Source organism: Winogradskyella wandonensis (assembly GCF_004346845.1).
Lineage (GTDB): Bacteria > Bacteroidota > Bacteroidia > Flavobacteriales > Flavobacteriaceae > Winogradskyella > Winogradskyella wandonensis.
Genome location: NZ_SMGI01000002.1, coordinates 269,873 through 286,704, shown reverse-complemented (window position 1 = coordinate 286,704; position 16,832 = coordinate 269,873). Strand labels below are relative to the sequence as shown.

Annotated in this window: 14 protein-coding genes and 1 riboswitch; of the genes, 12 read left to right on the top strand and 2 right to left on the bottom strand. The window is 34.6% G+C overall.

All coding sequences use genetic code 11. The features are described from left to right. Positions 1-122 precede the first annotated feature (122 nt). Positions 123-248: riboswitch (SAM riboswitch) on the top strand. A gap of 170 nt (positions 249-418) precedes the next feature. The 5 genes from DFQ05_RS06150 to DFQ05_RS06130 all read left to right on the top strand — a co-directional run bounded on the left by DFQ05_RS06150 (position 419) and on the right by DFQ05_RS06130 (position 7,724). Continuing rightward, a complete protein-coding gene (locus tag DFQ05_RS06150; RefSeq protein WP_132704526.1) occupies positions 419-1,420 on the top strand; it encodes a homocysteine S-methyltransferase family protein in 1,002 nt (333 codons plus the stop codon). A gap of 8 nt (positions 1,421-1,428) precedes the next feature. Then, entirely contained in the window at positions 1,429-4,515 is a 3,087-nt protein-coding gene (locus DFQ05_RS06145) for a vitamin B12 dependent-methionine synthase activation domain-containing protein (protein ID WP_132704525.1), read from the top strand. A 186-nt stretch (positions 4,516-4,701) separates the two neighbouring features. Beyond that, complete coding sequence (gene metF / locus DFQ05_RS06140; protein ID WP_132704524.1) at positions 4,702-5,658, top strand: methylenetetrahydrofolate reductase [NAD(P)H]; 957 nt, start codon at positions 4,702-4,704, stop codon at positions 5,656-5,658. Positions 5,659-5,892: 234 nt separating this feature from the next. After that, positions 5,893-6,984 (top strand): acyloxyacyl hydrolase, encoded by a 1,092-nt coding sequence (locus DFQ05_RS06135; RefSeq protein ID WP_132704523.1) that lies wholly within the window; start codon positions 5,893-5,895, stop codon positions 6,982-6,984. Further along, on the top strand, positions 6,981-7,724 hold the full coding sequence (locus tag DFQ05_RS06130; protein ID WP_132704522.1) for a head GIN domain-containing protein: 744 nt from the start codon (positions 6,981-6,983) through the stop codon (positions 7,722-7,724). Before DFQ05_RS06135 ends, DFQ05_RS06130 begins: the two co-directional genes overlap by 4 nt. Here DFQ05_RS06130 and gldA read toward each other — a convergent pair. Beyond that, complete coding sequence (gene gldA, locus DFQ05_RS06125) at positions 7,717-8,610, bottom strand: gliding motility-associated ABC transporter ATP-binding subunit GldA (RefSeq protein ID WP_132704521.1); 894 nt, start codon at positions 8,608-8,610, stop codon at positions 7,717-7,719. The genes DFQ05_RS06130 and gldA overlap by 8 nt on opposite strands. Before the next feature lie 297 nt (positions 8,611-8,907). Between gldA and DFQ05_RS06120 the strand changes: the two genes are divergently transcribed. Genes DFQ05_RS06120 through DFQ05_RS06105 form a run of 4 tightly spaced genes read left to right on the top strand, consistent with a single transcriptional unit; the run spans position 8,908 to position 12,834 of the window. After that, positions 8,908-9,738, top strand: a complete 831-nt coding sequence (locus DFQ05_RS06120) for a prephenate dehydratase (protein ID WP_132704520.1) — start codon at positions 8,908-8,910, stop codon at positions 9,736-9,738. Then, positions 9,735-10,880: a pyridoxal phosphate-dependent aminotransferase gene (locus tag DFQ05_RS06115; RefSeq protein ID WP_132704519.1), complete on the top strand. Its 1,146-nt coding sequence runs from the start codon at positions 9,735-9,737 to the stop codon at positions 10,878-10,880. The genes DFQ05_RS06120 and DFQ05_RS06115 overlap by 4 nt, the downstream gene beginning before the upstream one ends. A 1-nt stretch (position 10,881) precedes the next feature. After that, positions 10,882-11,733: a prephenate dehydrogenase gene (locus DFQ05_RS06110; RefSeq protein WP_132704518.1), complete on the top strand. Its 852-nt coding sequence runs from the start codon at positions 10,882-10,884 to the stop codon at positions 11,731-11,733. A gap of 18 nt (positions 11,734-11,751) precedes the next feature. Beyond that, positions 11,752-12,834, top strand: coding sequence for a bifunctional 3-deoxy-7-phosphoheptulonate synthase/chorismate mutase type II (locus DFQ05_RS06105; protein WP_132704517.1), 1,083 nt, complete (start codon positions 11,752-11,754; stop codon positions 12,832-12,834). A 67-nt stretch (positions 12,835-12,901) separates the two neighbouring features. Here DFQ05_RS06105 and DFQ05_RS06100 read toward each other — a convergent pair whose 3' ends face one another. After that, entirely contained in the window at positions 12,902-13,363 is a 462-nt protein-coding gene (locus DFQ05_RS06100) for a hypothetical protein (protein WP_132704516.1), read from the bottom strand. Between the two features lie 85 nt (positions 13,364-13,448). Here DFQ05_RS06100 and rsgA point away from each other — a divergent pair, with 85 nt between their 5' ends. The 3 genes from rsgA (at position 13,449) to DFQ05_RS06085 (ending at position 16,829) form a co-directional block, all read left to right on the top strand. Beyond that, positions 13,449-14,399: a ribosome small subunit-dependent GTPase A gene (gene rsgA, locus DFQ05_RS06095; RefSeq protein WP_132704515.1), complete on the top strand. Its 951-nt coding sequence runs from the start codon at positions 13,449-13,451 to the stop codon at positions 14,397-14,399. Between the two features lie 3 nt (positions 14,400-14,402). Further along, positions 14,403-14,855, top strand: a complete 453-nt coding sequence (gene dtd / locus DFQ05_RS06090) for a D-aminoacyl-tRNA deacylase (RefSeq protein ID WP_132704514.1) — start codon at positions 14,403-14,405, stop codon at positions 14,853-14,855. A gap of 69 nt (positions 14,856-14,924) precedes the next feature. Continuing rightward, positions 14,925-16,829 carry a DUF3857 domain-containing protein gene (locus DFQ05_RS06085; RefSeq protein ID WP_132704513.1) on the top strand — a complete coding sequence of 635 codons (1,905 nt, stop codon included), beginning with the start codon at positions 14,925-14,927 and terminating at the stop codon, positions 16,827-16,829. Positions 16,830-16,832 lie beyond the last annotated feature (3 nt).

The window sequence follows — 16,832 nt, the reverse complement described above, 5'->3', positions numbered from 1 at the left end:
ATTCTTAAAAATAGAAATCAAAGATGATTTTTGTTAAAAACTGATAAAAAGTCCAAAAGATTTGGATTTTAATTCTTTTCTATCGCATATTTGTACCTTAAAAGTTCAAAACTTTACTGAAAATGTTATCAAGAAAGGCTGAGGGAATAGACCCGACGACGCCTTAGCAACCCTTAGAATTACTAAGAAGGTGCTAAATTCTACTCGAAGAAGCGAATCATTTCTCGCTGATTTTAGATAGATAACCCATCGTAATTGCTCATCTGCAATTGCTATTATTTCTTAATAACATATTCTTTATTACATCTTAATTAAGATGTGTGTTCAATTTTAAGAGGCTCCTTTTTGGGTCTTAAAATTAGGATTCCCGTTTTGGCTTTGTGTAGAGTTAAGCGGGAATCTATTTTTAATATTTGGTATGTATAACATAGTAAAAGAAATACAAAAACGAATTTTAGTGCTCGACGGCGCCATGGGAACCATGCTCCAACAATACAATTTTACAGAAGAAGATTTTCGCGGTGAGCGTTTTAAAGACTATCCATTGCCGTTAAAAGGCAATAACGATTTACTGTCCTTAACCCAACCCCAAGCCATTGCAGAAATACATCAGAAGTATTTTGAAGCTGGTGCAGATATTGTAGAGACCAACACGTTTTCTGGGACTACAATCGCTATGGCGGATTACCAAATGGAAGATTTAGTTTACGAACTTAATTACGAATCGGCTAAGATTGCGAAGCAGGTAGCTGAAGAGTTTACAGAGCTAAATCCTAAAAAACCTCGATTCGTAGCTGGAAGTATTGGTCCTACAAACAGAACAGCGAGCATGTCACCAGATGTAAACAGGCCAGAATTTCGTGCCGTGACTTTTGAAGACCTTAGAGTGGCATATAAACAACAAGTTGAAGCGTTGCTTGATGGTGGTGTAGACGTACTTTTAGTCGAAACCATTTTCGATACGTTAAATGCTAAAGCTGCATTATTTGCTATTGAAGAAGTAAAGGAAGACCGAAATATTTCAATTCCAGTTATGGTTTCGGGAACAATAACAGATGCTTCAGGGCGTACTTTATCAGGACAAACGGTTGAAGCATTTTTGACATCTGTTTCGCATATTCCATTACTCACTGTTGGATTTAATTGTGCCCTTGGAGCAGAACAGTTGAAGCCATACTTGCAGAGATTATCTAACAAAACAGAGTTCTTTACGTCAGCGCATCCTAATGCAGGTTTGCCAAATGCTTTTGGTGAGTACGACCAATCCCCAAAAGAAATGCAGTCTTATATTGAGGATTACCTCAAAGACGGACTAATAAATATTATTGGAGGTTGTTGTGGGACTAATCCAGAACACATTAATGCCATTGCAGAAGTAGCAAAGAATTACAAACCAAGAACAATTTCTGTAACAGCTTAAGATACTATATGAGTAAAGAGAATAAATATTTAACGCTTTCAGGTCTTGAGCCATTAGTGGTTACACCAGAGTCTAATTTTATCAATATTGGAGAGCGTACCAATGTTACAGGTTCAAGAAAATTTCTTCGACTTATTAAAGAAGAAAAATATAACGAAGCACTCGATGTTGCTCGTGACCAAGTTGAAGGTGGTGCACAAATTATAGATGTAAATATGGACGAAGGTATGCTTGACGGAAAGTATGCCATGGTAAAATTCTTAAACCTTATCGCTTCAGAGCCAGATATTGCGCGTGTGCCTATAATGATAGATAGCTCTAAGTGGGAAATTATCGAAGCTGGTTTGCAAGTCGTTCAAGGAAAATGTGTGGTGAATTCTATCAGCCTTAAAGAAGGCGAAGCTGAATTTATTCGCCAAGCAAAACTTGTAAAACGTTACGGTGCCGCGGTAATTGTTATGGCATTTGATGAAGTGGGACAGGCCGATACCTACGAGCGTAGAATTGAAATCTGTGAACGTTCTTATAAAATACTTACAGATATTGTCAATTTCCCACCTCAAGATATCATTTTCGATCCGAATATTTTTCCTGTCGCTACAGGTATGGATGAGCATAAACTAAATGCACTCGATTTTTTTAATGCTACAAAATGGATTCGTGAAAACTTACCTTATGCTAACGTTTCTGGAGGTGTAAGTAATGTATCATTTTCGTTCAGAGGGAATACTGTTGTTAGAGAAGCAATTAATTCAGCATTCTTGTATCATGCGATACAACATGGTATGAATTTAGGGATAGTTAATCCAACACTTTTGGAGGTTTATGACGAAATCCCCAAAGACTTATTAGAGCATGTAGAAGATGTACTTTTTAATAAAAGAGAAGATGCCACAGAGCGCCTTTTAGATTTTGCAGAAACGGTCAAAGGTCAAAAGAAAGAAGACGAAACTAAAGTTTTAGAATGGCGTAATGCTCCACTTCAAGATAGAATTACGCATAGTTTGGTGAAAGGGATTGATGCTTTTATAGTTGAAGATGTTGAAGAAGCAAGACAGCAAGCTTCAAAACCTATTGAGGTTATTGAAGACAACTTAATGGCAGGAATGAATGTCGTTGGAGATCTTTTTGGAAGTGGGAAAATGTTCTTACCTCAAGTAGTAAAGTCTGCTCGAGTTATGAAAAAAGCGGTGGCATATCTACAACCTTTTATTGAAGCAGAAAAAAAAGCCCCTAAATCCCCAAAGGGGACTTTACACTGGAAAACTGCAGACCCACTAAATTACAGTTTACTTAAAGCATATGCTAAGGAGATGCGAAACAAACCCACTGAAGCCGAAGCGCTTTTATGGGATGTTTTAAATAACAAAAAAGTAGATGGCTACAAGTTTAGAAGACAGCATATTATCGGTTCTTACATTGCCGATTTTGTTTGTTTAAAAACAAATTTAATTATCGAAATCGATGGACTTATTCACCAACTTCCTGAAAATAAAGTATCTGACCAAGAGAGAAAAAAATGGCTAGAAAATGAAGGCTTCAGAGTAATTAGATTTACGAACAATCAAGTTTTATCTAATCTTGACTTTGTTTTAAATAGTATTAGAGAGAATCTTGCGGTTCCTCCTTTGGAGGTTAGAAGGCAGGGCAAGATTCTCATGGCAACTGTAAAAGGCGATGTTCACGATATTGGTAAAAATATTGTGAGTGTGGTTTTGGGCTGTAATAATTATGAGATTATTGATTTGGGCGTTATGGTGCCACCAGAAAAAATTATTGAAACTGCAAAGCAAGAAAATGTAGATATTATAGGCTTAAGTGGGCTTATAACGCCGTCCTTAGACGAGATGGTGTATGTGTCTAAGGCTATGGAAAAGGAAAAATTAGACATTCCTTTAATCATTGGTGGAGCTACAACATCAAAAGCACACACCTCAGTAAAAATTGCACCGAATTATAATAATACGGTGGTACATATCAATGACGCATCAAGAGCAGTGACGGTGGTTGGTAATTTACTACAGCAGGATAACAAGGTTTATAAAGAACAAATCAGAGAGGAATACGATAAGTTTAGAGAGCAATTTGTATCTCGTGGAAAACGAAAGGAATATTTGTCTATTGTAGATGCTCGTAAAAACAAATATCAAATCAATTGGGATGAGACCGAAATCGTAAAGCCAAACGAATTAGGGATTCAAGTCATTGAAGATTTCGATATTACAAAACTTGAGAGTTTTATCGACTGGTCTCCATTTTTTAGAAGTTGGGATTTGCATGGAAAGTTTCCAGAGATATTAAAAGATGATATCGTAGGCGAGCAAGCTTCAGAATTGTATAAAGATGCCCAAGATTTACTGAAACGGATTTTTAATGAAACATTGCTAAAAGCGAAAGCCATTTTTGGATTGTTCCCAGCAAATTCAATTAATGATGATGATATTGAGGTTTCTGTCAGTCTGAGCGCAGTCGAAGACAAAGACACCCTAAAATTCCTAACACTCCGCCAGCAACTCAAAAAGCGAGAAGGTGTTCCAAATCACGCCTTAGCAGATTTCATAGCTCCAAAAGAAACAGGAAAACAAGATTATATAGGCGCATTTTGCGTTACAACAGGTTTTGGAACAGCAGAATTAGCAAAGAAGTTTGAGGAAAATAACGATGATTATAATTCTATAATGATAAAGGCGCTTGCCGACCGATTAGCTGAAGCTTTTGCCGAGTATCTTCATAAAGAAGTACGCACAAAGCATTGGGGATATGCCACGTCAGAAAATTTATCTAATGAAGAATTGATAAAAGAAGCTTACAAAGGCATTCGTCCAGCACCCGGTTATCCAGCTTGTCCAGACCATTTAGAGAAAAAAACAATTTGGGACTTGCTAAAAGTTGAAGAAACTATTGGTGTAAAGCTAACAGAAAGTTTAGCCATGTGGCCTGCAGCAAGTGTGAGTGGATATTACTTTGGAAATAAAGAAGCCAAATATTTTGGATTAGGAAAAATCACTAAAGATCAATTAGAAGATTATGCAACTCGAAGACAAATTAGTATTGATGATGCCGAAAAATGGTTAAGCCCAAATTTGGCAGATTAAAGCCCATCCTAACCTTCCCATCCGCGTGGCGCTGAAGCTTTAGTGGAGGCGTAAGGGAAGGAATTATTGGACTCCTGAAGAGTTTAATAATCTTATAGATGTGAATAAAAGGTAAAGCTTTTAAAAAATGAATGTAAATATAAAACGATAACAATTTCTCTCCTTTGGAGAGATTAAGAGAGGCTTATGAAAGTAACTGAACATATAAAGAATGCCAACGGAATTACTCAATTTTCTTTCGAGATTTTGCCACCTTTAAAGGGACAGAACATTCAATCTATTTTCAATAATATAGACCCACTAATGGAGTTTAATCCGCCATTTATAGATGTAACTTATCACAGAGAAGAGTACACGTATAAAGATGCTGGTAATGGCTTATTAAAAAAGCAAGTGGTAAAAAAACGACCAGGAACTGTTGGTATTTGTGCAGCAATACAAAATAAGTATGGCGTAGATGCCGTACCGCATATATTGTGTGGTGGCTTTACAAAAGAAGACACGGAAAACTTTTTGATAGATCTCGATTTTTTAGGAATTGACAACGTAGTGGCACTTCGTGGGGATGCTGTTAAAACAGAAACATACTTTAAACCCGAAAAAGATGGGCATAATTATGCAAGTGAGTTGGTACATCAAATTGCAGGTATGAACAAAGGGATTTATCTAGATAACGAACTCGAAAATTGCTCTAGCACAAATTTTTGTATTGGTGTTGGCGCTTATCCAGAAAAACATATGGAAGCGCCAAGTCTAGACAGCGATATTCATTTTTTAAAAAAGAAAATTAAAAATGGTGCTGAATATATTGTTACCCAGATGTTTTTCGATAATCAAAAGTATTTCGATTTTATAGACAAATGCCGATTAGAAGGAATCACTGTGCCTATTATTCCAGGTCTAAAACCAATTGCTACAAAGAAACAGTTAAACTTAATTCCACATAGGTTCCATGTGGATTTACCTGAAGAATTGGTTATAGAGATTGTAAAGTGCAAAGACAACAGTGCAGTAAAACAAGTTGGTATAGAATGGTGTATTAAGCAATCTAAAGAATTACAAAAGGCAGGTATCCCTGTTTTACATTACTATTCCATGGGAAAAAGTAATAATATTCAGCAAGTAGCAAAGGCCGTTTTTTAAATTTAATATTAGTTTCTTATTCATTTAACCTTTAAGACAACTTTCATCTTCATTTTTGTAAAAGTAAAGAAGATGAAAATTTTAGAAAAGTACAAAACTGAGTTAAGGTTTGTTTTCCAAATCCTATTATTAACAGGCATTTCTTTAACTTTGGCATATCTATGGTTTTAATAGTAAAGTAGAATTAATATAAACTATCATTTTTGATTACATTTGCGACTTTAACTTGGTTTAATGCGCAGATTTTTTTTCAGTTTTATTTTTTTTCTTTCACTTCAGCTTTTAGCACAAGAAAAAAAAACCGAATCTTACTTAGACTTAAATTATTTCAAAGGAAATATTGCGCTTCACAACAATAAAATTCTAGGACTTATAACAGGTCAGCCAGAGGGTTTTATATTAAGTTGGAATAAAAAAACCTTCGGTGAAGAGGCTTGGGAACAACGCTATAATTACCCAGATTATGGAGCTTCTTTTATTTATCAAAATTTAAAAAATGAAAGTCTTGGTAATAATTTCGGAATATATGGGCATTACAATTTCTATTTCTTAAACCGAAATTTAATGCTTAGAGTCGGACAAGGTTTAGCGCATACATCTAATCCTTACGATAGATTAAACAATCCAAAAAATATTGCATTTGGGTCAAGGTTGTTAAGTAGTACCTATTTAATGTTAAACTACAAGAAAGAGCGAGTTTTCGATAGATTTGGCCTGCAGACCGGTTTAACCTTTGTGCATTATTCTAATGCAAATGTAAAAGCGCCAAATACAAGTATTAATACAATAGCGTTAAATGTAGGCGTGACATACAATGTTGATGAAATTGATACTGAGTATGTTAAGAAAGAAAAAGAAGATGCCTTTACACAGCCTATAAAGTATAATTTTGCATTTAGAACGGGCATTAACCAAAGCGATATTGTTGGTAGTGCACAGTATCCGTTTTATATTGTTTCTGCCTATGCAGATAAACGTGTAACTCACAAAAGCGCGCTTCAATTTGGAGTAGATATGTTCTTCTCTAACTTCTTAAAAGAATTAATACAATACGAAAGTACAGCCTTGCTTAATAATGGCGTTACGGGAGATGAAGATTATAAGCGCGCAGGTGTTTTTGTAGGTCACGAATTATTTATAAATCGATATTCTGTGGAGTCGCAGTTGGGATACTATTTTTATTATCCTTTTGATTTTGAAACACGCGTTTATTTTAGAGCAGGACTTAAACGTTATTTTGGAGACAAATGGTTTGCCGCTTTAACCCTAAAGTCACACGGCGCAAGAGCTGAGGCGGTTGAACTTGGATTAGGTATTAGACTATGAAAAAAATAATATATATCTATTGTTGCTTTATTCTTTTTGCGTGCGATAGCGAGAATGCCTCGGATTGTTTTCAAACAGCTGGGACACTCGTACAAGAAGAATTTACTGTAGATAATTTTAGCCGTGTTTTAGTAAATAGAGATATAGAATTGATTATCAAAGAAGGTCCGCAACAAGTTATCGTAGAAACTGGTGAAAATCTTTTGAACGATATAGAGGTTGAAGTCGTCGGTAATCAGCTTGTCCTAACGGATAATAACACATGTAATTTTGTTCGCGATTACGGCATTACAAAAGTGTATGTTTCATCTCCAAATCTTACAGAGATTAGATGTTCAACACAATTTGAAATTAAATCCGATGGCATACTCACCTACGATAATTTGGCTTTAATTTCTGAAGATTTCTCGTTGCCAGATAGTTTTCCTATTGGAGATTATAGGCTACAGCTAGATGTGGAGAATTTGCAAATTACGTCTAACAATCTCTCTTTATTCTATTTGTCTGGTACAGCAGAGAACGTAAACATTAATTTTGCTAACGGTAACGGACGTTTTGAAGGCGAAAATTTAGTGGCAGAAAACATTTCCGTTTTTCATCGGGGAACAAATGATATACTGGTAAATCCGCAACAATCTTTAACAGGAAGAATTTTATCGACAGGAAATGTCATTTCTTATAATCTGCCACCAATAGTTGATGTCGAAGAGGTCTTTAATGGAAGATTAATTTTTAACTAGTCAACTCTCTAAACAAGCTTTCTAAACTCGCATTTTTCTGATTAAGCTGAAGAATTTTTAATTCATTATCATGAGCAAAATCAAATACATGAGAGCGCATATCCTCAGTTGTTGAAAATGTAATCTCATAGATAAAGTCGTGTGTGTTTTTTACAGATTTCACCTTGGGTAATTTTAATAAAAACGTGTCTTCCACACGATAATCGAACTCTACAACCACGATTTGTTCTTGTCCTTCGCGTAAGTCGTCAAGATATTTGTCAGCAACAATTTCACCTTTATTAATAATAATTACGCGGTCGCACATAGCTTCTACCTCTTGCATAATATGTGTAGATAGAAATACAGTTTTCTCTTTTCCTATGGTTTTTATAAGATGTCTTATATCCACTAATTGATTAGGGTCTAATCCAGTAGTAGGTTCGTCCAAGATTAAAACATCAGGGTTGTGTAAAAGTGCATTAGCTAGACCAACACGCTGTCTATACCCTTTGGAAAGTTGCCCAATTTTTTTATTTACCTCAGGTGTCAGTCCTGTCATCTGGATAACCTCTTCAATCCGTTTTTTACTAACATTATACACATCTGCGTTAAATTTAAGATATTCCCTTACGTACAAATCGGTATATAATGGGTTGTGTTCTGGTAAATAGCCAACAGATTGTTGTACTTCTTTTTTATTTTTATCAATGTCATATCCATTAACTTTTGCATCACCTTCAGAAGGATTGATGTAAGTGGTTAATATTTTCATCATTGTAGATTTCCCTGCGCCATTAGGACCAAGAAATCCAACAATTTCAGCAGAATTGACAGAAAAAGAAATGGAGTTTAGTGCTTTTTGCTCTCCGTATAACTTGCTTATATCTTTTACCTCTATTGACATCTATAACTATTTTTGTAAAAGTAAGTATTAATAGAGAAAACGAAAGCTGCAAAAAAGTATTTCAACAATTTTGTTTTTTTAAATAATTAGTTACTTTAGCCAAAGTTATAATTAACTATGAATCCAAACGCAACATATTACAACTGGTTTTACTACTTTTTTAACAAAAGAAGCGAGGCTTAGTATGTAATGTTTAAACATAAAAATTATTAAAGTCTCGATGAAAATCGAGATTTTTTTTTATCAAAATTTAAGGGTTGATGGTACTGAGATTGTTTCAGTATCTGATTAAACAAAATGAATAAAATTAAGAACATAGCAATACAAGGTATAAAAGGATCATTCCATCATAGTGTTGCCGAAAACTATTTCGGTAATTCAGAAGTTTTTGAAGAATGCATGACTTTTGATATTTTGGTAGATTGTCTTCTAAATGGCAAATCTGATGTTGCCGTAATGGCTTTAGAGAATTCTATTGCGGGTTCAATAATTCCTAATTACGCATTAATAGATGTTAATGATTTAAGGATTGTCGGAGAATATTATTTAGATATCCAGCATCACCTTATGGCATTGCCCAATCAATCAATCGAAGATATAAAGGAAGTGCATTCGCACCCAATGGCTTTGTTGCAGTGTAAAGAATTTTTTAAATCATACCCTGAAATTAAATTGGTAGAAGCTAGAGATACTGCAGATGTCGCCAAAGAAATTTCAGACAGACAGCTTTTTGGTATTGCGGCAATCGCTAGCGAAACGGCTTCAAACTTATATGCACTTAATATTTTACAAAGGAGCATCCAAACAATTACGCATAATGAAACGCGTTTTGTAATTGTTAAAAGAGATGATGAAATATTGGAAAACGATATTAATAAAGCTTCTCTTAAGTTTGAGCTAGACCACAAAAGAGGAAGTTTGGCAGTCATACTTAATGTGCTTAGCGATTGCAAACTCAACCTTACCAAAATTCAGTCGTTACCAAAGATTAATACACCTTGGAAATACGCTTTTTTTATAGATGTTACCTTTGATGCGTATTCAGATTTTGACAAAGCAAAGTCTATTGTAAAAATTATGGCAGAAAATTTTAAAATTTTGGGCGAATATAAAAATGCAAAATCATGATAGAAGTAGCAGACCGACTAAAACATGTTGAAGAATATTACTTCTCTAAGAAGCTTAAAGAAGTTGCTTTTTTAAAGTCTCAAGGCAAACCAATCATTAATTTAGGGATTGGTAGTCCAGATTTAGACCCGCCATTCAAAGCCGTAATGGCGCTCGAAGAGAGTTTAAATCACGCAGGCGCTCATAAATATCAGAGTTATCAAGGTATTCCTGAATTTAGGGATGCTGTGGCCAATTTTTATAAGACACATTACAATGTAAACTTAAGCGCTAAGACTGAAGTTTTACCACTTATGGGAAGTAAAGAAGGTGTGATGCATATTTCTATGGCTTTTTTAAATCCTGGTGATGGCGTGTTAATTCCCAATCCTGGATATCCTACCTATTCCAGTGTTGCAAAGTTGCTGCAAGCAGAGCCATTGTACTACGATTTGAAAGAAGATAATAACTGGCTTCCAGATTTTATCGCCTTAGAGCGTATGGACTTAAGTAAGGTAAAGTTAATGTGGATTAATTACCCAAATATGCCAACGGGTACAAACGCACCTCATAAGTTTTACGACGATATCATTGCGTTTGGGAAACGCCATGATATCTTAATTGTTAATGACAATCCATACAGTTTTATACTAAACGATAAGCCCAAAAGTATTTTGCAATACAGGCAAGCCAAAGATGTTTGTTTAGAGCTAAATTCTATAAGTAAAACCTTTAATATGGCAGGCTGGCGTGCCGGAATGGTTGTAGGCAACTACGATTTTGTCAATGCAATTCTAAAGGTGAAGAGTAATATGGATTCTGGGATGTTTTATGGTATCCAAAAAGGTGCTGTTGAAGCTTTAAAAAGTTCTGACATGTGGTTCGAGAGTTTAAATAGCATCTATCGTAAAAGACGTCAATTGGTTTGGGAATTAGCTGAAGCTCTCAATTGCACATATAATGAAGATGTGTCGGGTTTATTTGTTTGGGCAAAATTACCAGAACATGTAAAGAGTGAAGAATTTACAGATTTAGTATTAAAAGAACATAGCCTATTTATAGCTCCAGGAACAGTTTTTGGTTCTAATGGCGAAGGTTACGTGCGGTTTTCAATTTGTGAAGAAGAAGAAATTATTAAAGAAGCAATAGCACGAGTTAAGTAGGATGAAAAATGTTGTAGTCATTGGAGTTGGATTAATTGGCGGAAGTTTTGCTTTAGATATAAAGAATAAGTTTCCTGATGTAACTATTTATGGTATAGATACAAATAAAAAACACCTAGAAGAAGCGATTAGTCTTGGAGTTATTGATGCTGAAATATCGATAAATCAATTATCTAAAGCAGATTTGGTAATCATTGCCATTCCTGTTGATGCTACATTAGTGTTACTTCCAGAAGTATTAGATAACGTTGCGGAAAATACAATTGTTTTTGATGTAGGTTCAACAAAAGAAGATATATGTCTGAAGGTAAAAAATCATCCTAATCGCAGAAATTATCTAGCAGCGCACCCAATTGCAGGTACAGAATTTTCAGGGCCAAGTGCGGCAATAAAAGGATTGTTTAAGGATAAAACGAACATTATTTGCGAAGTAGAAGAAACAGCCTTTAAGCTTCAAGAGAAAGCTCTAGCACTTTTTTCAGACTTAGGAATGCGAATTCGTTACATGAATCCAAAGGCCCACGATAAGCATATTGCTTATGTCTCTCATTTATCGCATATTAGCTCGTTTATGCTAGGTAAAACTGTCATTGAAAAAGAAAAAAACGAGCGTGATATTTTTGATATGGCTGGTAGTGGTTTTGAGAGCACGGTACGTTTAGCAAAAAGTTCACCAGCAATGTGGACACCAATTTTTAAACAGAATAAAACCAATGTCATTGAAACCTTGGACGAATATATTAACAATTTAAAACATTTTAAAAGCTTGATGGAAAAAGACGATTTTCAATCGGTCTATCAAGAAATGGAATCAACAAATTATATAAAGCAAATTCTCAACGGAATTAAATAGAAAAGGAAAAGAAAAATTATGGAAAATAAAAAAGAACTTAGAAACTGGTTAGATGCCTTTGGATTAGACCATCCATTGGTTATCGCTGGTCCATGTAGTGCTGAAACAGAAGAGCAAGTCTTAAAAATAGCACATCAATTAAAAGATAGTGACGCTACCGTATTTAGAGCAGGTATTTGGAAACCAAGAACACGACCAGGAAACTTTGAAGGTGTAGGTGCTCTAGGTCTTAAATGGATGCAGCGCGCCAAAGAAGAAACAGGTATGCTTACTACTACTGAGGTAGCTAATGCCAATCATGTAGAGTTAGCTCTAAAGCATGATATTGATATTTTATGGATTGGAGCCAGAACAACCGTCAGTCCATTTATCGTTCAAGATATTGCCGATGCACTTAAAGGAACAGACAAACCGGTATTGATAAAAAATCCAGTTAATCCAGATTTGGCATTATGGTTAGGTGCTGTTGAGCGTTTTTATACGGCAGATGTAAATAATTTAGGGGTAATTCATAGAGGTTTCTCAACATACGAAAAAACAAGATACCGTAACAATCCAGAATGGCAAGTTGCAGTAGATTTACAAAATCGCTTTCCAGATTTACCATTGATTTTAGACCCATCGCATATTGCGGGTCGAAGAGATATTATTTTTGAATTAAGCCAGACCGCTTTAGACTTAAACTACGATGGCTTAATGATAGAAACACATCACAATCCAGATAAAGCGTGGAGTGATGCAGCACAACAAATTACACCAGAAACACTTATAAAATACACAGAAGATTTACGTATACGTAAAGAAGTGGGTGAGGCTGCTGAGTTTAAAAACAAGATAAATACCCTGCGTACCCAGATAGATGTGGTAGATCATCAACTTATTGAAATGTTAGGAAAACGTATGACTATCGCGGACGCTATAGGTCAACTTAAAAAAGACCACAATGTAGCTGTGTTACAATCTAAACGCTGGAACGAAATTTTGGGTAAAATGATTCTTCAAGGCGAAGAAAAGAACCTTAGCGAGGAGTTTATTCTAAGAGTCTTTAAAGCCATTCACCAAGAGTCTATTAATCATCAAGAAAAGATTATTAATAATTAGTGTAAAAGCAAAAATGCTCGCTGGCACATGGCTTATTTAAGTTAGCGAGCATTTTTATTCATTTACGTTAGACTTTCCTATTTCTTTTAAATATATATCTGGTTACAAATATACCTTGACCATCGTTTGTGCCAGCATCACTTTCTACAGCACTTGCAACAAACATAAGTTCCCAGCCATCTTCTGCCATTGCTGTAAGTTTAGAGCTTATCACGGCGTCATTGGCAACTATATTCTGAAATCTAATTCCGCCAAGATTATAGAAGTTTAAGAGCTTAGTTTCTTCAAAATCTTTTACTCTGATGTCACCTCTTTTAGATTTGTTTCTTTCATCCTCTTTTTTATCACTGGACCTTTCTGAAGTAAATTCATTATAATCTCTTTGTTCATTAGAAGATAATAATCGAGAACGCCCTAAACCATTGGGGACGATTGATTCTACACTTGTAATTACTTTATATTCTACTTGAGAATAAACTTCAACAAAAGAAAAGCATGCAATTGAAAGCAGCAACACTATTTTTTTCATAGTAAATGATATTAAAATTATTTTCATTGAATATACAATTAATATATGATTATGGTTTTTGGTAAATGTTGTTTCTTTGTAATTAATGACAGGAACAGTTTACAAATCGACCGGAAGTTGGTACACCGTAAAAACACCAAATGGTAAATTCTACGAGTGCAGAATAAAGGGTAGATTTCGTATTCAAGATATTAAAAGCACCAATCCTATTGCTGTAGGAGATGTGGTAGAATTTGATGTAGAAACTAAAAATAATACCGAAACAGGAGTTATTAAACGCATTGAAGAACGTAGAAACTACATAGTCCGGAAATCGGTAAATCTATCTAAGCAAACACATATTATAGCATCAAATATAGATCAGGTATTTTTATTAATTACCATTAATAACCCGCCAACATTCTCAAGTTTTATAGATCGGTTTTTAGTGACAGCAGAAGCCTACAGTATAAAAACAATACTGCTTTTTAATAAAATTGATACTTACGATGAGGAAAGTCTAATTGAAGTAAAATACTTAGCGAGTATCTACAGAAAAATAGGTTACGAATGTATCGGAATTTCTGCAACGACAGGAAAGAATATCGACAAAGTAAAAGCATTGATGGAAGGAAAGACCAGTATGTTTGCTGGTCATTCTGGCGTGGGAAAATCGACCTTAGTCAATGCTATTGAGCCAACTTTAGATTTAAAAACAAAGGAGATATCTAATCAGCATATGCAAGGGCAACATACGACTACTTTTGCAGAAATGTTCGATTTAAGTTTTGATGCAAAAATAATCGACACTCCAGGTATCAAAGGTTTTGGAGTGGTTGACATGGAAAAAGAAGAGGTTGGTGATTATTTCCCTGAGTTTTTTGAGTTAAAGCAAGATTGTAAATTCAATAATTGTTTGCATTTAAAAGAGCCAAAATGCGCAGTTAAAGAAGCTTTAGAAAACGATGAGGTGTCTTATTCTAGATACAGAAGTTATCTTCAAATTTTAGAAGGAGAAGATGAGCATTACAGAACTGATAATTGGGAAGAAAATTAGACTATGAGAGTTGTGATACAACGTGTTTCTGAAGCATCAGTAACAATAAGTAAAAAAGTTGTAGCATCTATTAATACAGGATTACTTATTCTTGTTGGTATTGAGGATGCCGATACACAAGAAGATATTGAATGGCTGTGTCGTAAGATTTCTGGATTACGAATTTTCCCAGACGAAAATGGTGTAATGAATAAAAGCATTACTGAAATTGGCGGTGATGTTATTGTTGTAAGTCAGTTTACACTTCATGCAAGTACAAAGAAAGGGAATCGTCCAAGTTATATTAAGGCAGCTAAGCCAGAAGTTGCTATTCCAGTTTACGAGAGTTATAAAAAAACGTTAGAAGCTTATATCAAAAAGCCAATACAATCCGGAGAGTTTGGTGCCGACATGAAAGTAATGTTAGTTAACGACGGACCGGTTACGATTCTTATTGATAGTAAGAATAAAATGTAAGAATAAAACGACATCCAACTTTTGATTTTTTTTATTCAATTATTATATTGTTCCCAGAAATAATAATTAATGAAATTTACAAAAGCGCTCTCTGCTTGCGTTTTTTCTCTTTTGTTTGCAGTTGCTTCCTCCCAGTCAGACTCAGATTTTAAAACGAGCGGAATTTCCCCAGAACTTACTATTAAGGCCAACGCCGTAGTCAGATACGAAAAACAAACTATCGAAATCAATGATTTTGATGATATGTATGTTACTACTAAACGAGTGGTAACCGTTCTTAACGAGTATGGTGATCAGCATACAAATGCCTTTGAGGGTTATGACAATAACACCAAGATAAAGAAAATGGAGGCTAAAATATATAATGAGTTTGGTAAAGAAATCAAAAAGTTTAAGATTAGGGATTTTACGGATCAAAGTGCTGTAAGCGGCGGGACACTCTATTCCGATAATCGTGTAAAATATCTAAGTTACACGCCTGTAAAATATCCATATACAATAGAGTATAGTTCAGAAGTTCAAATGAAAAGTACTGCCTTTGTCCCTCAATGGCGACCAATAGATGGGTATTACGTTTCAGTTCAATATTCGGAGTATGAGCTGGTTAATAACTCTGGTATTGAAATAAAGACTAAAACAGAGAACTTTGATAATTATAATATAGAAAAGCTTAGTGATACGCATTTAAAAGCCAAAAATTTAAAAGGAATTAAATACGAAGCTTATAATCCTGGGATTTCAAATATTGTTCCAATTTTTAAGACCGCCTTGACCACTTTTAACATGGAAGGTGTAAAAGGAATAAATAACAGCTGGGAAGATTTTGGAAAATGGATGTATAACGATTTAATCTCTGGGACTGGTCAAATACCTCAATCGGTAATTGATAATGTTAGGTCACTTACTTCAGGGGTCACTGATAATATTGAAAAAGCGAAGATAATTTATGAGTTCATGCAAGACAAAACCAGATATATAAGCGTACAAGTTGGTATTGGTGGTTGGAAACCAATGAATGCTTCAGAGGTTGATAAATTGGGCTATTCAGATTGTAAGGGTCTCACTAACTACACCAAAGCACTTTTAGAGGCTGTGGGTGTACCATCCTATTATACTGTAGTTTGGGGAGACAACGATATAAAAGACATAGATAGTGATTTTTCTGTAACAGAGGGAAACCACGTAATACTATGTGTCCCTACTAATGAAGAAAATATTTTTTTAGAATGTACAAGTCAAACAGCACCTTTTGGTTTTACGGCTGGTTTTACAGATGATAGAGATGTGCTATTAGTCACACCTGAAGGAGGCAAAATAGTTCACACCAAGGTTTATGATTCAGAAGAGAGCTTGCAAATTACAACTGCGGAGATAAATCTAATAAAAGACGGGTCGTTTGACGCCAATGTAAGCGTAAAAACAACGGGTTATCAATATGCAATTCACGAAGATATTATTAGCAAATCTTTAAGAGACCAAAAATTATATTATAAAGAGTACTGGGATAATGTAAACAATTTAGAAATTATGTCCATAGACATAAATAACAATCGTGATGAAGTTATTTTAACTGAAAATGTAAAGCTTCGAGCCACGAACTATACATCTAAAAGTGGAAATCGATTAATTATTATGCCAAATATATTTAATCGAGTCAGAAGTATTCCTCCAAGATACGATAGCCGAAATTTAGATTTCAGAATACAACGTGGATATAAAGATGTGGATGAGTTTATTATTAATTTACCAGAAGGCGTTAAAGTAGAAGCAATGACAGAAGGAGAAAAAATAGAATCTAAGTTTGGTGTTTACGAGTATAAAATTGAAAAACTATCAAATACTAAATTAAAGTATTCTCGTTCATGGACAATGAATAAGGGAAATTATGAAAAAGAAGATTATAATGCGTTTAGAGATTTTAGAAAACGCATTGTTAAACTAGATAAGACCAAAATCGTATTAAAAATAGATTAAAAA

Excerpts from the sequence above, each read along its gene's own strand:
- DFQ05_RS06150 (WP_132704526.1), top strand. The coding sequence starts at position 419 with ATGTATAACATAGTAAAAGAAATACAAAAACGAATTTTAGTGCTCGAC.
- DFQ05_RS06145 (WP_132704525.1), top strand. The coding sequence starts at position 1,429 with ATGAGTAAAGAGAATAAATATTTAACGCTTTCAGGTCTTGAGCCATTA.
- metF (WP_132704524.1), top strand. The coding sequence starts at position 4,702 with ATGAAAGTAACTGAACATATAAAGAATGCCAACGGAATTACTCAATTT.
- DFQ05_RS06135 (WP_132704523.1), top strand. The coding sequence starts at position 5,893 with ATGCGCAGATTTTTTTTCAGTTTTATTTTTTTTCTTTCACTTCAGCTT.
- DFQ05_RS06130 (WP_132704522.1), top strand. The coding sequence starts at position 6,981 with ATGAAAAAAATAATATATATCTATTGTTGCTTTATTCTTTTTGCGTGC.
- gldA (WP_132704521.1), bottom strand. The coding sequence starts at position 8,610 with ATGTCAATAGAGGTAAAAGATATAAGCAAGTTATACGGAGAGCAAAAA.
- DFQ05_RS06120 (WP_132704520.1), top strand. The coding sequence starts at position 8,908 with ATGAATAAAATTAAGAACATAGCAATACAAGGTATAAAAGGATCATTC.
- DFQ05_RS06115 (WP_132704519.1), top strand. The coding sequence starts at position 9,735 with ATGATAGAAGTAGCAGACCGACTAAAACATGTTGAAGAATATTACTTC.
- DFQ05_RS06110 (WP_132704518.1), top strand. The coding sequence starts at position 10,882 with ATGAAAAATGTTGTAGTCATTGGAGTTGGATTAATTGGCGGAAGTTTT.
- DFQ05_RS06105 (WP_132704517.1), top strand. The coding sequence starts at position 11,752 with ATGGAAAATAAAAAAGAACTTAGAAACTGGTTAGATGCCTTTGGATTA.
- DFQ05_RS06100 (WP_132704516.1), bottom strand. The coding sequence starts at position 13,363 with ATGAAAAAAATAGTGTTGCTGCTTTCAATTGCATGCTTTTCTTTTGTT.
- rsgA (WP_132704515.1), top strand. The coding sequence starts at position 13,449 with ATGACAGGAACAGTTTACAAATCGACCGGAAGTTGGTACACCGTAAAA.
- dtd (WP_132704514.1), top strand. The coding sequence starts at position 14,403 with ATGAGAGTTGTGATACAACGTGTTTCTGAAGCATCAGTAACAATAAGT.
- DFQ05_RS06085 (WP_132704513.1), top strand. The coding sequence starts at position 14,925 with ATGAAATTTACAAAAGCGCTCTCTGCTTGCGTTTTTTCTCTTTTGTTT.